15 protein-coding genes are annotated in these 19,232 nt (G+C 25.9%); all 15 read left to right on the top strand.

The window, feature by feature from the left end; genetic code table 4:
* The first annotated feature begins 3 nt into the window (after window positions 1-3).
* The gene (locus tag AACL01_RS02760) at window positions 4-2,142 is read left to right on the top strand and encodes a PTS fructose transporter subunit IIABC (RefSeq protein WP_339022582.1); all 2,139 of its coding nucleotides are present in this window, start codon (window positions 4-6) and stop codon (window positions 2,140-2,142) included.
* Window positions 2,143-2,172: 30 nt separating this feature from the next.
* Window positions 2,173-3,018 carry a MurR/RpiR family transcriptional regulator gene (locus tag AACL01_RS02755; RefSeq protein ID WP_339022580.1) on the top strand — a complete coding sequence of 282 codons (846 nt, stop codon included), beginning with the start codon at window positions 2,173-2,175 and terminating at the stop codon, window positions 3,016-3,018.
* A 29-nt stretch (window positions 3,019-3,047) separates the two neighbouring features.
* The gene (locus AACL01_RS02750) at window positions 3,048-3,914 is read left to right on the top strand and encodes an ROK family protein (protein ID WP_339022578.1); all 867 of its coding nucleotides are present in this window, start codon (window positions 3,048-3,050) and stop codon (window positions 3,912-3,914) included.
* A 182-nt stretch (window positions 3,915-4,096) separates the two neighbouring features.
* On the top strand, window positions 4,097-6,193 hold the full coding sequence (locus tag AACL01_RS02745; RefSeq protein ID WP_339022576.1) for a hypothetical protein: 2,097 nt from the start codon (window positions 4,097-4,099) through the stop codon (window positions 6,191-6,193).
* Between the two features lie 225 nt (window positions 6,194-6,418).
* Complete coding sequence (locus AACL01_RS02740; protein WP_339022575.1) at window positions 6,419-7,645, top strand: lipoprotein; 1,227 nt, start codon at window positions 6,419-6,421, stop codon at window positions 7,643-7,645.
* A gap of 135 nt (window positions 7,646-7,780) precedes the next feature.
* The gene (locus tag AACL01_RS02735) at window positions 7,781-10,012 is read left to right on the top strand and encodes a glycosyl hydrolase 53 family protein (protein ID WP_339022574.1); all 2,232 of its coding nucleotides are present in this window, start codon (window positions 7,781-7,783) and stop codon (window positions 10,010-10,012) included.
* Between the two features lie 89 nt (window positions 10,013-10,101).
* The gene (locus AACL01_RS02730) at window positions 10,102-10,623 is read left to right on the top strand and encodes a DUF402 domain-containing protein (protein WP_339022572.1); all 522 of its coding nucleotides are present in this window, start codon (window positions 10,102-10,104) and stop codon (window positions 10,621-10,623) included.
* A gap of 73 nt (window positions 10,624-10,696) precedes the next feature.
* A complete protein-coding gene (locus tag AACL01_RS02725; RefSeq protein WP_339022571.1) occupies window positions 10,697-11,428 on the top strand; it encodes an ABC transporter ATP-binding protein in 732 nt (243 codons plus the stop codon).
* Entirely contained in the window at window positions 11,421-12,182 is a 762-nt protein-coding gene (locus AACL01_RS02720; protein ID WP_339022570.1) for a hypothetical protein, read from the top strand. The genes AACL01_RS02725 and AACL01_RS02720 overlap by 8 nt, the downstream gene beginning before the upstream one ends.
* A gap of 157 nt (window positions 12,183-12,339) precedes the next feature.
* Window positions 12,340-13,500: a DUF2130 domain-containing protein gene (locus AACL01_RS02715; protein ID WP_339022568.1), complete on the top strand. Its 1,161-nt coding sequence runs from the start codon at window positions 12,340-12,342 to the stop codon at window positions 13,498-13,500.
* A gap of 104 nt (window positions 13,501-13,604) precedes the next feature.
* Window positions 13,605-14,309, top strand: a complete 705-nt coding sequence (locus tag AACL01_RS02710) for a glycerophosphodiester phosphodiesterase (protein WP_339022566.1) — start codon at window positions 13,605-13,607, stop codon at window positions 14,307-14,309.
* 12 nt (window positions 14,310-14,321) lie between these two features.
* The gene (locus AACL01_RS02705) at window positions 14,322-15,704 is read left to right on the top strand and encodes an MFS transporter (protein ID WP_339022565.1); all 1,383 of its coding nucleotides are present in this window, start codon (window positions 14,322-14,324) and stop codon (window positions 15,702-15,704) included.
* 123 nt (window positions 15,705-15,827) lie between these two features.
* Complete coding sequence (gene lepA / locus AACL01_RS02700; RefSeq protein WP_339022563.1) at window positions 15,828-17,633, top strand: translation elongation factor 4; 1,806 nt, start codon at window positions 15,828-15,830, stop codon at window positions 17,631-17,633.
* Entirely contained in the window at window positions 17,626-18,291 is a 666-nt protein-coding gene (locus tag AACL01_RS02695; protein WP_339022561.1) for a SprT family zinc-dependent metalloprotease, read from the top strand. The genes lepA and AACL01_RS02695 overlap by 8 nt, the downstream gene beginning before the upstream one ends.
* A gap of 16 nt (window positions 18,292-18,307) precedes the next feature.
* Window positions 18,308-19,225 carry a DnaJ domain-containing protein gene (locus AACL01_RS02690; protein ID WP_339022560.1) on the top strand — a complete coding sequence of 306 codons (918 nt, stop codon included), beginning with the start codon at window positions 18,308-18,310 and terminating at the stop codon, window positions 19,223-19,225.
* Window positions 19,226-19,232: the final 7 nt, after the last annotated feature.

Below are 19,232 nucleotides of genomic sequence, written 5' to 3'. Positions count from 1 at the left end.
AAAATGGAAAAGTTTAGAATTAATAATATTAAACTTGATGTTTCCTGTAAAAATAAGCAAGAAGTATTTGAGTTTTTATCAGAAATATCTAAAAATTATACAAATGATCAATCAATATTAGATTTATATCAAGAAAGAGAAAATCAAATTTCAACAGGACTTGAAGATGGATTTGCAATTCCTCATGCAAAAGGTGAAAAAATTAAAAGCCCGGCTTTATTTTATTTAAAATTAAAAAATCCAATTAGTGATTGAGAAACCTTTGATAATAAGCCGGTTCAGTACATAATTTCATTTTTAATTCCTGAAAAAAATGGAGACTATTTACAAGATCTTGCAAAGGTTGCTCAAGCTATTCAAGATGAAAAATTTAGAGAAAGTTTAACAAAATCAAATGATGAAAAAGAAATTTATGAATTAATAGAATCAATAGTTGCTAATAAAGAATTTGAAACATTAAAAAGTGATATGCAAAAAGATAAAATTATTGCGGGTATTACATCATGTGCAGCAGGATTAGCACATACTTATATGGCTAAAGAGGCACTAGAAAGAGCTTGCAAATCTCTAGGATATGGATTTAAAGTTGAAGCACATGGTTCACTAGGAATTGAAAATAAATTAACAAAAGAAGAACTAAAAAAAGTAATGTTTTTGGTTGTTGCAGCTGACGTAGAAGTTGATTTAGATAATAATTATAACAACAAGTTTATTTATAGATGTACAACAAATGAAATGATAAAAAATGGAGAAGAGGTTTTTAAAAAAGCATTAAAACAATTTGAAAATTTTAAAAATAAAAAAAATAATGAAAACATAGATTATTTTGATTTAAAACCCCATTATGATGAGATAAAAACAAATAATAAATATTTAAAATTTGTAATACAAAATAGTAGAGATTTGTTGAAGCATATGATGACGGGAATTGGATATTGCGTTCCATTGTTAATTGGTTGCGGACTTATGATTGGTGTTGCACAATTAATTGCGCAATTTACACTAAGTGGTGGTGGTCAAGCGTTGGGTGGTCTGTACCAATTTTCTTGAGATAATCCAAGTGCATTTGTAAGTAATGTAAAAGGCATTAATGGATTTTTATATACAATGCAAATAATGGGAATGAATATAGGGTTGCAAATGTTATTTCCAATGTTTTTAGGTGGTTTTATAGGTTATTCAATAAACGGTAAAGCCGGATTATCAATTGGATTTATTTGTGGAGCACTATCGGTGTTAAGAAATACAGGATTTGTTGGAGTTGTTATAAGCGCTTTAATAGCTGGTTACATGCTTAAACTAATAATTAAATATATGACTCCAAAAGGAAAAGCAAAAGTATTGGGTTCTGTATTATTTGTGCCTTTATTTGGTTCACTAGTGGCAATAATAGTTGCATGATGAATGTGTGGTTATCCTTTGATGAAATTAAATGAAGGATTAAAACAATTTGTTTTAAATGTTCAATCACAAAATGGATCTAAAATTTCTTTATCAGCTTTAATTGCCGCAATGATGGCATTTGATTTAGGTGGTCCAGTTAACAAAGCTGCATGAGCTGCATATACAGTTATTTGATCGGATACAACTTTACCTGACGCAGTAAGATATACACCAAATGCAGCAGGTAATATAGCAATTGGTATTCCAGTTCTAGGAGTTGGTTTATCAGTATTTATTGGAAATAAATACTTTTCACAACAAGAAAAAGTTCAAGGTAGTTCATGTTTGGTCATGGGTATACTTGGTATATCAGAAGGCGCTATTCCATTTTTTATAAGAAAACCTTTGAGATATTGAATAGTTAATATTTCCGGTGCAATTTTAGGAGCATGTTTTTATGTTGCAGTTGGTGGTTACTTAAAAGTTGGTGCTGGAGTTATTTATGGATGAACATTTGCAAATAAACCGGTGATGTATGTATTAGCCTTTTTAATAGGTGTGGGTTGAATTGCTATTTTAAATTCACAATGAGAAAAAGTTTCTTGACATAAAAGAAATAATATAAAATATCAAATTTTCTTAGGAAAAGCACAATTATTAAACAGTTTTATATTTATTAGAAATATTTTTAATTCTAAAAAAATAAATTATGTAGAAACAAAATTTGATAAAATTACAAAAGGAATAACTTTAATTTAAGTAATAATATTTTTCGAGAAAAGGGATTTAATGATGAAAAATAATTTAATTGAAAGATACAATTCATTAAAAAAACCTTTATCAAAAAATGAAGATAAAATATACAAATATTTAATTGACTTTAATACAAACGTAGAAGAAATTAGTATAAAAAACATATTTAAAAAAACTAACACAGGATTTTCTACTTTGTATTCTTTTTTAAAAAAAATGAATTTTTCCAGTATGAAAGAATTAACATTTTTTCTTAAAGAAGAAGAACTTAAATCAAGCAAAGATTTTCAAGATAACGTAGGCAATGATAATAATAATGAAATAACATATTTATATTTTAAAATCTTAAATGAAAATTCAAAAAATATAGATGATAAATTAATAACAGATTTTGTTCAATTAATACTTAAAAAGAAGTATATTTATTTTTTGGGTTTAGGAGAAAGTGAATTAGTTTGTATGGAAATGTCATACCGTTTAATTAGATTTGGTATACAATCATCGGTTTTAAAAACGGAAGACGGATATATTGTTTCAAAAACACTTTCGCTTGACTCTGAAGATCTTCTTATTTGTGTTTCAATTTCTGGAGAAAGTAAAATAATTGTTGAAGCAGCAAAAATAGCGAAGGATAAAGGCCTAAGTGTTGTTTCGATTTGTTCGAATCCAAATTCTACATTGGCTAAAGTTACTAACTTTTGTATTCCATTTGTTTCTAATAATATAACCAGTTCTGATTTTTATATTTCTTCTATTCTTCCAGCTATATATTTATGTGATATATTGTCAAAAAAATTATTTTCAATAAATGAAGAAAAATATAGAAATTTTAGAGAAAAAACTTCTAAATTAATAACAAAATATGTTAAATATAAAAATTAATTAAAATTTACTTTAAAGGAAAATATTAAATGAAAATAGGAATAGATATTGGGGGAACTTCTATAAGAGTTGGCTCAATAATTAATAACAAAATTAACAAAATTGAAATATTTAAAAATGATGTAAAACACTTTCAAAAGATGATTGACAAAATTTTCTCAATAATTGACCAATTAAAAGATGATCAAAAAATTGAATCAATTGGAATTGCATCTCCTGGACCATTAGATATTGAAAATGGAATTATATTAAATACACCAAATTTAGAAACTTGAAATAATAAAAACATTAAAGAAATATTTTATGCCAAATACAAGGTGCAAATTAATATAAACAATGATGCCAATGTAGCTGCTCTTGGCCAATACATTATTAAAAATGAAAAAAAACCGATTCATTCAATTTTATACTTTACAATTTCAACGGGATTAGGAGCTGGTTTTGTTAATCAAGGAAAAATATTTTCTGGATCAAAAGGCTTGGCATTAGAAGTTTACAACGCAATTCCTGATTTGAGTTCTGATAAGGTTACTAACTCTGGGATTGAATTTATTGCATCAGGAAAAAACATTGAATTAAATTTACAAAAATTAGGAGTTAATATTTCAAGTGCAAAAGAAGCCTTTGAAATGTATAAAAATAATAACAATAAAGTAGTAAATAATTACTTTTTAGAAATGAAAAATAGATTAGTTCAATTTTTCACAACAGCAATATATTTTTTCAATCCATCACAAGTCGTATTGGGTGGATCGGTGGCATTACACAACAAGGATTTTTATATAAATGTTTTTGAAGAAGTTAAATCAATATTAAATAGCGGTGGTTTTGATATAAAATTATCTTTTGCTGAAAATATTGATGAAGCGACTTTGCTTGGTTGTTCAAAATTATAATTTCAAAATTATTAAAAAACGAAGTTAATTCGTTTTTTAATTTTATAGTTGTAAAGATTTCATTTAATTATTTGCTTTTTTTTTTTTTTTTGTGAATACTAATTATATAAACACATTCATATTAGATTAATAAACAAATATTAGAAAAATAATAATTTAAAAAAACGAAAGGAAAATAATAAATGAAAAAACTAATAGGATTATTAGGTTCTTTTGGTATGGCGATAACATCAATAGCAACAACTATTTCTTGTGGTAATGACAAAGCATTGATTAAAGATCTAACAAAACTCATTATAAACAAAGAATTAGGAATGTTAGAAGATGCAAAATCAGAAACAATTATTTCAGCTGTGCTTATTAAAAATTTAAATTCAGGATTAACAAAAGATGATATTGTAGCAACTGTTGATGCAACCAACAATATAGCAAATATTACCGCATTTGATTCTAGTAAATTTGTTGGATCAGTTAATGTGGTTTTCACCATTAAACCAAACTTATTAAATCTTATTAAACACAAAGATTTAGGAACGTTAGATGATGCAAAATCAGAAACAATTATTAAAGCCGTTCTAAATAAGAATTGAGAATCAGGATTAACAAGTGATGATATCAAGGCAATAGTTGATGAAGGCAATAAAAAAGCAACAATTATTTCAGCTGATAAAAATAAACTTACCGGTTCAGTAGATGTAATCTTCGCTATTAAACCGAAATTATCAGAAGTTATTAAAAAAACAGATTTAGGGATGTTAGATTTTGCAACTCCCAAAATTATCATTGCCGCCGTTATTGCAAATAATCCCAATTTAGGATTAACCAATAAAGATATCACGGCGGAAGTTAATGAATATTATAATATGGCAACAATTATTGCAAATACATCAAGTAAATTTATTGGATCAGTAAGTGTAACTTTTACTCTCAAACAAGAATTATTAAAAGTTATCAAAAATAGAGATTTAGGGATTTTAGATTATGCAAAGCAAGATATAATAATTGCTGCTGTCCTTGCTAAAAATCCCAATTCAGGATTAATAAGTAAAGATATTACGGTAGAAATTGATGAACTTAATAACGCAGCAACTATAACTGCCAAAAAATCAAGTAATTTTATTGGTTCAGTAGATGTAATTTTCAATATTAAGTCAAATCTAACAAAACTTATTAAAAATACAAAATTAGGTGCCTTAGATGATGCAAAACCAGAAACTGTAATTGCTGCCGTTATTGCTAAAAATCCAGATTCAGGATTAACAAAAGAAGATATTGATGCGGAAGTTGATGAAAAAAACAATAAAGCAATTATTACAGCAGTTGATTCAACTAAATTTATTGAAGAAGTTGAAGTAACTTTCATAGTCAAACCAAACTTAGTAGATATTATTAAAATTAAATATTTAGGTGCCTTAGATGATGCAAAACCAGAAACTGTAATTGCTGCCGTTGTTGCTAAAAATCCAGATTCAGGATTAACAAAAGAAGATATTAAAGCAGAAGTTGATGAAAAAAACAATAAAGCAACTATTGCTGTAAAAAATACAGATAAATTTATTGGTTCAGCGGAAGTGACCTTTAAAATTAAAACTAATGATTTGGCGAAAGTTGTTGTTAATATTGATGAAAACACAACATACGTTCAATTATTTGAGAATGTTAAATCACAATTAATTAAAGATGTTGTATTTAACAGTAATGAACCAACTAATATAACAAACAATGATTTCTTTGTTACTCCTATGAGTCAACATTTGGGTGGATCTGGACATTCTTGAAAAGACAAAATTCTTGAAAAAGACACTGCATATTTTGACTTTAATCCAACAGAAAAAGGAAAAACAAAATTAAAAAATTCATTAAGAGTTATTGTTAAACGCAATTTAAATTTGACTTGAATTAGCAAAGACGATCCAAATAAAAATTTAATTCAAGAAGATCAAAAATCTAAAACATTTAAAATAATTTTAAAAGAATATGATGATTTAAACAAATATGATTTAAGAATAATTCACTTCCCGGCATTAGAAAGCGAAATAAAACAAGCCAATTCCGATAAAACTACTTGAAAGCTTAATTGAAGTGATATTAATACAACAGATAATACAAAACCGATTGGTAACTTTGTAAATCTTTCTTGATGTGATGGAAGTGATGGACATCAAAATTTTAAAAAAGATGATTTTGATAAAGTTGCAAGCGGAAGCACAATTGAAGAACTAAAATTTGAATCTGAAAATTTAAATGACATTTACAAAATATTATTCATTAAAGGTTAATGTAGCAAAATTTAAATTTATGTAATTACTAACAAAAAGCGAGAATATAAATAACGTTTAAGTATGTTTTTTATACATAATACAAAAATTAAGCAGATTTATCCTTGCTTTTTTTTTTTTTTTTGTAGATACTAAGTATAGAAACACTGTTATATTAGAGTATTAAATTTTAAAAAAATAATTAAATAAAATTATCAAATAAATAAACGAAAGGAAAAAAAGTAGATGAAAAAACTAATAGGATTATTAGGTTCTTTTGGCATGATTGCAACATCAGCAGTAACAATTATTTCTTGTGGTAAAGATAAGCAATTAGTCAAAGACTTAACAAAACTTATTAAAAATACAAAATTAGGTGCCTTAGATGATGCAAAAGAAGCAACTATAATTGCTGCTGTTATTACTAAAAATCTAGATTCAGGATTAAAAAAAGAAGATATTGAAGCAAAAATTGATAAAGCCAAAAACAAAGCAACAATTACACCAGTAGATACAAATAAATTTACTGGTTCAGTTGAAGTAACTTTTACTATCAAATCTAACAATTTGGCAGATATTATTAAAAATAAAGAATTAGGTTATTTAGATGATGCAAAAGAAGCAACTATAATTGCTGCTGTTATTACTAAAAATCCAGATTCAGGATTAACAAAAGAAGACATTAAAGCAACGGTTGATGAAAAAAACAATAAAGCAACTATTGCTGTAAAAAATACAAATAAATTTATTGGTACAGTTGAAGTAACCTTTAAAATTAAAACTGATGATTTATCTAAAGTTGTTGTCAAAATTGGTAAAACAACAACATATGGACAATTATTTGAAGATGTTAGATCACAACTAATTAAAGATATTGAATTTGATTTGGAAGATCCAACCAATACAGCAAAAAATGATTTTGCCGTTGGTGCTGGAAGTCGACATATGAACGCAGTGGGTCACAATTGAACAACAGACATAATTCTTGAAAAAGACACTGCATATTTTGACTTTAATCCAACAGAAAAAGGAAAAACAAAATTAAAAAATTCATTAAGAGTTATTGTTAAACGTGATTTAAATATGACTTGAATCAGCAAAGATGATCCAAATAAAAATTTAATTCAAGAAGATCAAAAATCTAAAACATTTAAAATAACTTTAAAAGACTATGATGATTTAAAAAAATATGATTTAAGAATAATTCACTTCCCAGCATTAGAAAGTGAAGTAAAACAAGTCAATTCCGATAAAACAACTTGAAAGCTTAATTGAAGTGATATTAATACAACAGATAATACAAAACCGATTGGTAACTTTGTAAATCTTTCTTGATGTGATGGAAATAATAATACAACCAAATTTGACAAAAACGATTTTGAAAAAATTTCAAAAGGAAGCACAATTGAAGAACTAAAATTTGAATCTGAAAATTTAAATGGCATTTACAAAATATTATTCATTAAAGGTTAAGCCAGTTTTAAATTTTATGTTTTTCTCTTTAATGTAGTTATTTTTTTATAACAATTAACAAAAATTTGCTAAACAAGTGTATCTACTTGTTTTTTTTTTTTTTTTATTAGAATAATAAAAAAACTATGGTGCATGATGAACAAAATATTAAAAATAACACTATTAATAATTTTAACTTTATGTCCATTTATTGCATTAATAAATTGTTCTTCTCATAAAGAAGATAATCATAGAAGTAAAGTAATTGCTAAAAATAACGACATAATAAATGGCTGTGATACATCGAGTTATGCTGAAGTAGTGGAAAATTTTTTATTTGAAAAAGGCTATTCAAAATATAGATATAAAGATATTGATGAAGAACAAGAAAACTATATTAATCAAAATTTATACTCATATATTGACGAAAATGGAACTTTAAAATATGATAATTTTTTTAAAATTCTAAAATGAAAGGGTGTTAATTCCATAAGACTAAGGTTATGAAATGATCCATATGACGACAAAGGTAATTCATATGGTGGTGGTCATAACGATATTGACACTGACATTTGAATTATGAAGCAAGCAAAAAAAGAGGGTATACACGATTTTTTTATTGATTTTCAATATTCTGATTTTTGAGCAGATCCCCAAGTTCAAAAACCACCAAAAAAATGAGAACACAAGTCAGCTACCGAAATTGCAAAACTTGTTTATGAGTATACTAATCAAGTATTAGAAAATTTCACTAAAGTTGGACTTTCTCAATATATATCAGCAGTGCAAATTGGTAATGAAATAAGCAGAGGCTTTTTGTGAACAAATAGCAAATATAATTTTGGAGAAACCCAAAGTTATTTAGAAAATGGAATAAAAGCTGTCAAAAATTTTGATATAAAGAATAAGCTGGCAATTAAAACAATAATACATCTAGATTGTTCAAATATTAAAAGCTTTAAATATCCATTAAATAAATTTATGGAAAATAAATATGTATTTAAAAATGTTGATTATATTGGACTTTCATTTTATCCCCAGTGAAATTGACATGATATGGATGATTTATTTGACTCAATGAGATATATTAAAAGTAACTATAATAAAGACACTTTAATAATGGAGTATTCTTCAGTTTATGCTGCCACTAATGATTCTTACATTGGTGATACTTCTAATGATCAAATGTCATATGCAGATTCAATTAAAAGAGCCCCAGTTAGTTCTGAAGGATCAGTGTATTTATTTAATGTTTTCCTAAATACAATTTCTAAAGCATTGCCAAATAGTAAGGTTGGTTATTATTGATGAGAACCAGGATGATTATTAAAAGGAAAAACAAGCTGAGCAACTTATGAAGGAGTTGATTATTTAAGAAATAATAATCACAATGGCTATAAATTGGGAAGTACATGATGGAATAAAGGTCTATTTGATATTAATGGTTGTGCATTACCAATATTAGATGAAATTAAAACATACAAAAGAGTTGTTAAAACAGAAAACGATAATAGTAACAATAAATTCAATTTTATCTCCAAAAAAGACATTATTGATAATCAAGCAGATAAAACAGATTTATACAAAGATGATTTATTTAAAAACAACGAGTTTTATTGAAAAAAATCATATAATAAAAAATATCTTTCAAGTTACTTAAATAAAATAAATGATGAATATTCACAAAAACCATGATATGGAAAGTCTAATGAAATTGATATTTATAATGATGAGTATAGTAAAAGAACTAGTTCAAAAGATTTTATTAATATAGTTAAAGAAAATTACAAACACATAATGTGAACACAAGTAGATTTTTTAAAAATAGATATAAATAAGGAACAAGTTACAATTTATATAAATGCAAAAGATAATTCTTTTTATTATAAAAAAGATGTTGACCCAATAAAAATTATTATTAATCGTAATAAAATTAGTAATAATTTAAAAACTAATTATTTTGACTTAAGTAAAAATTTTAATATAAAAGCAGTAAATGATTATAGTTCATTGTTAAAACAAATTAAATCATCATTATCAAAAAGTGATGATGAACTTAAATCTTTATTTTATAATGCTCTAGGAGTCAATGGTGGAATATCTGAATATGAAGGAAATGATAAAATTTGACTATATGATGATTTAAAAAAAGTTAATCGTGAAGCTCAAATGGATTTTATTTCATGTGATAATTTATTAAGAAAAGATGGAACAGTAAATTTTAATAAATTAAATAGTACTATTTTGAATTGACCAAATTCAAATGCTGACTTTCAAAATATGAAATATGTATGTATTCGTAAAAAAATAGAAGATGATACTTTTATAAAAAGCGGAAAAGAGTTATGACTTTATCCTAAGGCTTTAATTTTTAAACTTCAAAACTAAATTACAAACCCAATTTAATTTCAAACTATTTTATAAATGTTATAATTATATTTAAAGAAACAAATTATAAATAAAAGAAAGTGGGATTTATGAAAGGCATTAAACCTGGAGATAAATTACTTGTTCACGCATATAAACATAATGGTGTAGTTTACAGAAGTTGAGAGAGGCCCTTGTTAATTGAAAAAAATGAAGAGCATGTAATTTTATATAATGACAAAGTAGTAATAAATGAAAAAAAAGGCACAAAGTGAGTGGCAAAAGAACCAGCACTTTGATTTTTCCCCCATGATAAATGATTTAACATATTATGCATGTTTAAAAATGGGTGTTATGAATTTTATTGTAATTTAGCTTCTCCATATATTTATGAGGAAAACACAATAAAATTTATTGACTATGATTTGGATGTAAAAGTTTATAAAGACTTTTCATATCGTATATTGGATTTAGTTGAATTTAATAGAAATAGAATTAAATGAGAATATGGTCCCAAAATTGTAGAAATCATTTGAGATGCAGTTGTTGAAATCAAAAGAATGATTAAAGAAAAATCGGGTTTTTTTGATTTAAATTTCATTAAAGAATTAAAACACAAAATTAATTCGTAGTTTATATTTACAAAATTATTTTAATAATAATTTTTTTTATTTTTTTTGCTAAAATCACTACAAGGAGTTAGCTATGAAAATTATAAATATAGATAATATGACTATGATGTACAATGCCAAAAAAGGTATTAAAAACATTAACTTAAATATTGAAACAGGTGTTTGTTTTGGTATTTTAGGACCTTCTGGTTCTGGTAAGTCAACTTTAATGAGAACATTATTGGGATTTGTCAAAATTAATGAAGGTGTATTAAAAATTAATAATATAGATGTTTGAGGAAACTCACACAAAACCAACGATTTAATTTCATTTATTCCCGGAGAACCAATTATTCCGCTTGAAGGTACTGGAAAAGAATATTTAAAATTTTATGCAAAATTAAGACCAAATTCTGATTTGGACAAAATGGATAAACTAATAAATTACTTTGATTTAGATGCAGATTCACCAATCAAAAAAATGTCAAAAGGAATGAAACAAAAAGTTGCTATCATCGCTTGTTTAATGGTTGATTCAGAAATTTATTTATTTGATGAACCAACCAGTGGTTTAGATCCTGTTATGCAAAAGAAATTTGTAAATATTGTTAAGGAATTAAAAGAACAAGGTAAAACAATAATTTTATCTTCACACATTATGTCAGAAGTTGATGAATTGTGTGATGAATTTGCCATCTTAAAAAGAGGTGAAATTATTTATGCCAATGATATTAAATCAATTAGAAAAGAAAACAAAGATATTGAAAAAGTTTTCTGAGAAGCATATGAAATAAAAACTTATGAAGAGGAGTACAAAAATGATTAACTTTAATTTAATAAAGAGAGTATTTAAAACTTCAAAATCAATCTATTTATCAATTTTAGCAGTTTCACTTTTCTTAATGGCAGTTTCATTTTTTTCAACAGGAAAATTAGCTGGAGAAAACCCCACAGCACAAAGCTATTTAGAAACATATAATAAAATATATTTTGGAACATTTGGCTTGATTTTTACAAGCGCCTTAGCTGCACTGTTGATACTTATAAATTTAACCAAAGAAATTGATAACTGTAGTTTATCTATTTATTTAGTATCAGATAAATCAAGAACTAACGTTTTACTTAACAAATATTTTTCAATATTTGCCATGTTATTTGCTTATGCAATTTTACAAATAATTGTTCTTGTAATTGGTTTTAATGTGATTCCCGAAAAATATCGTAGTTGAGAAAGTGATACTAAAGAAATTAATTTAGTATTTACTTATTTTTTAGGAACAATATTTTTAATGACATTAAATTTCTTATTTGCCGCATTGTTTAATAATAAAAATATAGTAATATTTTCAATTGCTTTTATTTCAACAGTTTCAACTTTAATGAGAATTGTATATTCAATCAGCGGGAGCAAAGATTTAGAATTTTTTACATATATTTCAACTTATGTATTTAGTAATGATGATTTAATTAATAAAAATAATTGAAGTTCGTTAATACCATATGCAGTTTGAATATTCGTTGTGCCACCACTAATATATGGTTCTGTTGTTGGATTTAACAAACGTAACTTATACTTATAATAAAAACAAAAATTAGCTTTGGCTAATTTTTTTATTTATAACTAGTATAATAATCATGAGATACAACTCAATATACATTAAATCAATGCTAAATATTTTTTAAACAAAAAAAGTATTACTTCGAACAATGTATTAAATAAATAAGAAATGAGGAATAATGGAAAAAGTATTTATTACTTGTCCTCATTGTCAAAAACCAATTAATATTTTAGAATCTCATGCTGAAGCAGAGGTTTTTAAGTATTTTAAAGACAATGAGAGTAAATATAAAAAACAACTTCGAGAAGAAGAATTAGAATTAATTAAATCTTCTTTGAAAAATGAATATAGTTTAAAACTAAAACAAAACAATTTGGAGTTTGATCAAAAACTACAAAATTTAAATAATGATTTACAAAACAAAGTTTTAGAAATTGAAAACATTAAAAAAATGGCAGTGCTTGAAGCTCAAAATAAATTTCTGCAACAAATTGAAGAATTAAAAGCTTTAAATGAAAAACAAAAATTATTAAAAGAAAATGAAATCTTAGAAATTAAAGAAAAAATTAGATCTCAATATATTAATGAAATTGAAGAACTAAAAATTGCTAATGCCAAAAACAAATTAATGCAAAACAAAACAAAAGGCGAAAACTTTGAAAATGAAGTGGAATCAGAATTGCGCAAGTGTTTTGGAATGTATGATGTAATTGAAAAAATTAATGTTTCAAAAGATAATAAAAAAGCCGATTTTAAATTATCTATTAAAACATCAGATGCCAAAATAATTGGTTCAATTATTTATGAAGTGAAAAATGCTGAATGAAAAGATAATTGAGAAGATAAATTAAATACAGATATGCTAAATGAAAGAGGGAAATATGCCATCTTAATTGCAACTAGTATTAATGAAAAATATAAAGGTGTACCATTTGTTAAAAGTGAACGATACCCAAATATTTGAATTAGTGGACCAGATGAATTTGTGTTTGTTACTCAAATCTTACGTAATATGATGTTGTTTGAAAATAATTATGAATTACAAATTAAAAAATTAAAAGAATCAATTGGTGATGATCAAGAAGTTAAAACATTAATCAAAGAGTATGAAAAAAAACAACAACAAATTGAAAATTTCTGACAAATTGAAGCTCCCAAAGCAATATTAATTTCTCGCAAAGAATTGAAAAATATTGAAGGTGTTTCACGAACTTTAATAAGTTCATCAGAAAAACTTGATAAAGCAAAAGAGCGAATTGAAAAACAATTAGAGAAAAAAATTGTTTTTGGGTTATCGAAAATTTTAGGAAATTTAGATTTAGAAGAAGAAATAAGATAATAAATCACTTTTATTAATTAGTAAATACTTGATTGTTGCTAAAAAAGAGTTTTATAATAAAAATGTAAACACAAGAGGTATTAGGTAAAAGACGGAGGTCGTTTATGCTAGTAGCCCACAGAGGGTTTAGATCACCTAAAGGTGAAAATTGCATGCGTGATTTTAAAAATGCTTTAAAAACATGCAAGGCAGTTGAATTTGATATTAGATTAACAAAAGATAAACGCATTATAATATTTCATGATCACAATTTTAAACGTATTGCAAATGTTGATAAAACTGTGCGTCATTTTACTTATGATGAAATTAAACAAATCCCATTTTTTAAAACAAATCCCGATTGATTACCACCATTATTCATCGAAGATTTTGTTGAAAAAATTGCAAAAGAATATGAAATGATTAATGTTGAAATTAAACCAGATCGCTACACAAAAAGCGAGCGTCAAATCTTATTAGATGCTTTGAATAAATTAAGAGAAAGTACTAAAGCAGAAATTATAGTTTCAAGTTTTGGACTTAATGATTTAAAATTTATTGCAACACTTGATCGTAATAAATTTAAACGTGGATATTTAGTAGAAGGATTGTCAAAAATTAATTATGATTTAATTAAAGAATTTGATTACTTGCACCCCTATGTAGGAACACTAAAATTAAAATCAAGTTATCCAATTATTAATAAAATTAATTTGCCGCTCAACATTTGAACATTCAAAAAAGATGAAGATGTTGTTATATTAAAAAAAATATATCGCCCAGAATTGTTACACGCTTTTATTAGCGATAACCCAAATTTAAAAATTTAATTTAAATAATTAATGTTTAAAGAAAAATTTAAAATAAATAAAAGGGTATATATTTTAGCAATCATAGCTGCATCAGATGTTTTAGTAATGTTAGTGCCGTTTTATTTAAAAAATGTAATTCCTTCAAATCAAATTAGTAAGTATTTAGGAATTACTCCTGATCAATTTTCTCAAGGAACTGCTATTTATGGATATGTTGCTTTATTAAGTTATGTTTTCGGTGGTTTCTTTGCTGACCATATTAATTTAAGAAAATTAGCATTTTGAGGAATGGCCATTAGTGGTATTTTAGACTTATGATATGGTTTTATACCATTCATCGATAATTATAAATTAGTGCAACTTTATATTATTTTTTCTGGATGAAGTTTTTGCACGTGCTTTATTTTCTGATCGGCGTTGTGAAAATTACTTTCTCAACAAGGAACAAAAGCAGAAAATGGTTATTTGAATGGAATGGAAGGTAGTCTAAACGGAATTATTGGAACAATATTATTAGTTTTTGCATATGGTATTTTTATGATTTTTGATAAACTTCTAACTGAAACCTTAGGAAAATATGCATTTTCAATTTTAGTTTTTATATTCACAGCCGCAATTTTTATTAATGCTTGATTATTGTGGCAATTTGTTCCCGAAAAAAAATATTTTGAAGATGAAGAAGACACTCAAAAATTTAAAATTAAAATTAGTGATATTTTCTTACCTCTAAAAAATTATAAATTATTAATTGTAACCATCTTGATTATGGGTGTCTATATGTATCAAACAGGTTTAAGTGTTTATATGAATTACTTAGATACCTTAGGAGTTCCAGCAATTATTATTGTAGCTGCAGGATTAATAAGAACTTATTTATTGCGCAGTGTAATTGCTGTGCCTGCTGGAAAATTTGGTGATAAAACTCAAAAATATACATTAATTATTGTTTGTGGATTATTTATTTCTACTTTGTTAACACTAGCAGCAATTTTGATTCCCGGATTTGAAGATGATATTAATCACTTAAGTGTAGTTTGAAAAATAATTGTTCAAGTTCTAGTTACAGGTTTGTTCTTATGTTTAGGAGCCACATCTTGATTTTTGGTAACTAATCGTTGAGCAACAATTTATGAATTAAAAATTAGTCAAAAAGAATATGCTATGTCGGTTGGATTTATATCTTTTATAGCGTTTTCTCCTGATGCATGATTTTGACAAGTTGACTCTTTAATTCAAGAACATTGAAATGTTTGAAACGACGATCACACTAGTGTCATATCAACCAAAATTTCAAATCAAATAAGTTTAACAATTATTTGTGCTATTGGAATAATGGCAATGTTTGCAGGAATTATTTTGCTATTTGTTTTACATAAACAAAAAAAACGCCTTGCAGTGCAAAGTTCACTTTAAGACAATAAAAAAGAAAGTAATAAGCTTTCTTTTTTTTATTTTATTCAAAAGTTAGAATATTATTCTCAGGGGCAATTTAAATTGTCCAAGCAAAACAAAAGATATTTAAGTAAAATAGATTATATGGAAAAAACAAAAATTCGTAATTTTAGTATTATTGCTCACATCGATCATGGTAAGTCTACACTTGCTGATCGTATTTTAGAATTAACTGGAACAGTTGACAAACGTGAAATGCAAGAACAATTGTTAGATACAATGGATATTGAACGTGAACGTGGAATTACAATTAAGCTAAACTCTGTACAATTAAAATACACATCTAAAGTTGATAATCAAGAATATATATTTCACTTAATTGACACCCCAGGTCATGTAGACTTTACTTATGAAGTTTCTCGTAGTTTGGCTGCGTGTGAAGGGGCATTATTGGTAGTGGATGCTAGTCAAGGAATTGAAGCACAAACTCTAGCTAATGTGTATTTGGCATTAGATAACAATCTTGAAATTATTCCAATAATTAATAAAGTTGATTTGCCAGCAGCTGATCCCCAAAGGGTTAAGGAAGAAATTGAAAATGTGATTGGGATTGATTGTTCAGATGCTCCCATGATTTCTGCGAAAACAGGACTAAACATTGTTGATGTTTTAGAAAGTATTGTCCATAAAGTACCAGCACCTAAAAATGCTATTGATGAAAAACCATTAAAAGCATTAATTTTTGATTCATACTACGACAAATATCGTGGAGTTATGGTATCAATTAGAATATTCGAAGGTAAAGTTAAAGTTGGCGACAAAATTAAATTAATGCAATCTGGTGCAGAATATGAAGTTGTGGAATTAGGAATTAAAAATCCGAAAGAAGTGCGAATAGATTCATTAGAAGCTGGTGGGGTAGGTTGATTAGCCGCTTCTATTAAAACGGTGCGTGACGTTCATGTTGGTGACACTATTACACTTGTAGATAATCCGACAGCAACACCATTGCCCGGATATAAAAATTTAAACCCGGTTGTTTATTGTGGAATTTATCCGATTGACACTGCTAAATATAAAGACTTAAAAGAAGCATTAGAAAAAATTTCATTATCTGATGCCTCAATAGTTTATGAACCAGAAACTTCACAATCACTTGGCAGCGGATTTCGTTGTGGGTTTTTAGGTTTATTACATATGGATGTTATTCAAGAAAGATTAGAACGTGAGTATAACTTAGAATTAATTGCAACAGCACCATCAGTTATCTATACAGTTACCAAAACTAATGGTGAAGTAATTACCATTGATAATCCTTCTCATTTACCAGATCCTTCAGTTATCAAATTTATTGAAGAACCTTATATCAAAGCAACAATTATGACACCAGAAGAATATATTGGTGATTTAATGCAACTCTGTCAAGATAAGCGTGGAATATATCAAGATCTAGAATATATTGATGATTCAAGAAGAATCTTAATTTATGAAATGCCATTAAATGAAATTGTGTTTGATTTTTTTAACAAATTAAAATCAATTTCAAAAGGATATGCTTCTTTTGATTATGAAGTAATTGGATATCGTCAGTCTAAGTTAGTAAAAATGGATATTTTATTGAATGGTGAAATTGTTGATGCACTATCAACAATTGTGCATAAAGATTTTGCTTATCATCGAGGAAGTATTTTGGCAAGAAAACTTAAAGAAATTATTCCAAGACAAAATTTTGAAGTTCCAGTACAAGCGGCTATTGGAAGTAAGATAATTGCCCGTGAAACTATTAAGGCAGTTAGAAAAGATGTTACTGCCAAACTATATGGTGGGGATGTTTCTCGTAAAAAGAAATTATTAGAAAAACAAAAAAAAGGAAAAAAACGAATGAAGGCAATTGGTTCAGTTGAAGTTCCCCAAGAAGCATTCATTGCAGTATTAAAAATCGATGAGTAAACTAAGGATTAAAAAAAGTTTAAGTTATCAAAAACAACAAATTGATTATTTTTTAGAAATAAAAAATCAAAAATATATTCGATTGAAAGTTGATAATGAACAAATAATTGTTAGTGCTCCAGTGCACGTACAAGATTGAGAAATAGAACAATTAATTTATACTAACATTAAAAAAATTACTACAATGTTGGAAAAAAATAAAAGTAAAAAATACTTAGTTATTAACGGAGATAAATTATTTTTTAAACTTTTTGATGAATACAAAGAATTTAAATTAACAACTATTTCTGAAAGAAATAATTATTCTTTTAAAATTTATGAAAATTTAGAAGATACTATTAAACATATTTATAAAAAGGCGGCAATTATTTATCGACATATTTTTGAAGAACGCTTTGATTTTTGAATGCAAATTATGCAAACCGATTGTAAAAATTTATCTTTAAGAGTTATGAAAACTCGTTGGGGTGTTTGTTATCCCGATAAAGCAAAAATAATTTTAAACACAAGATTATTACACTATCCACAACAATGTTTAGATTATGTAATAGTACATGAATTATCACATATGCTACATAAAAATCATTCAAAATTATTTTGATATAATGTGGAAAAATATTTTCCTGATTACAAAAAAGCAATAAAAGCATTAAAATAAATAATAAGGGAATTTTATGAAAATATTTCACAAAAATAAAAATTTTAAAAATCAAGATGAATTTTATATTTCATGAGACAATTTCTTTTTTGATAAAGAAATTAAAACATTAAACGATGCACAAGATTGTTTAGAAGATTATCGTCATGAATTAAATAATTTGATTGCTTGTCAAAGAGCTGAATTTATTAATAAAGAATTTAAATTAAATATTAATACCTTAGAAATTATGGAAGTTTTTCAAACAATACCTTGTGTATCAAACTTTAATGCCATAAGAGATGAATTAGAAAAAGAATATGATGGGTTGCTAACAGAATTAGTAATTATTGCATTAACAAAATTTTCTTATTTAGTGTCTAAAAAATTATTTGAAATAGTAGAAAAAAAGTTTCCAAAAAACCGGATGACACAATCCCCATTTTTAAAAATGATTGAAATTATGAAACGCGAAAGCATTAGTGGAATTGAAGAAATTATAAATAAATCTACATTATTTTTAGGAATCAAAAAATTAGATGAAACTAATATTCAAGAAATAATTAATTTAGGATTTGTTCCAGCTTACTATTGAACAAGAATGTTAAAAGAAGTTGTTTCTTTAACATATGAAACTTTTTCTTATGAAAGAGAATTTGGACCAAATTCAGAAACTAAAGATTTTGGGACAATTGAAATTGAAGATGAATCACAATTTTATGAGCAGGTTGAAGACTTTATTAGCAAAACCCAAACATTAATTTTGGATTCTGCCACAGAAGAAGCATTAACATTTTTTAAATTAACAAGATTTTCAACTAAAGAAGATTTTAAACAAGCATATAGAAAGTTATCAAAAAAATATCATCCTGATTTAAATAAATCACCTAATTCAGAACAAATTATGCAAAAAATAAATTTATATAAAATTTTATTAGAAGAATATTTTTCTTAAAGGAGAC

The organism is Spiroplasma endosymbiont of Crioceris asparagi (genome assembly GCF_964020035.1).
Lineage (GTDB): Bacteria > Bacillota_I > Bacilli_A > Mycoplasmatales > Mycoplasmataceae > TIUS-1.
The sequence above is the reverse complement of the archived record's forward strand: the minus strand, read 5'-3'. Positions and strand labels throughout refer to the sequence as shown.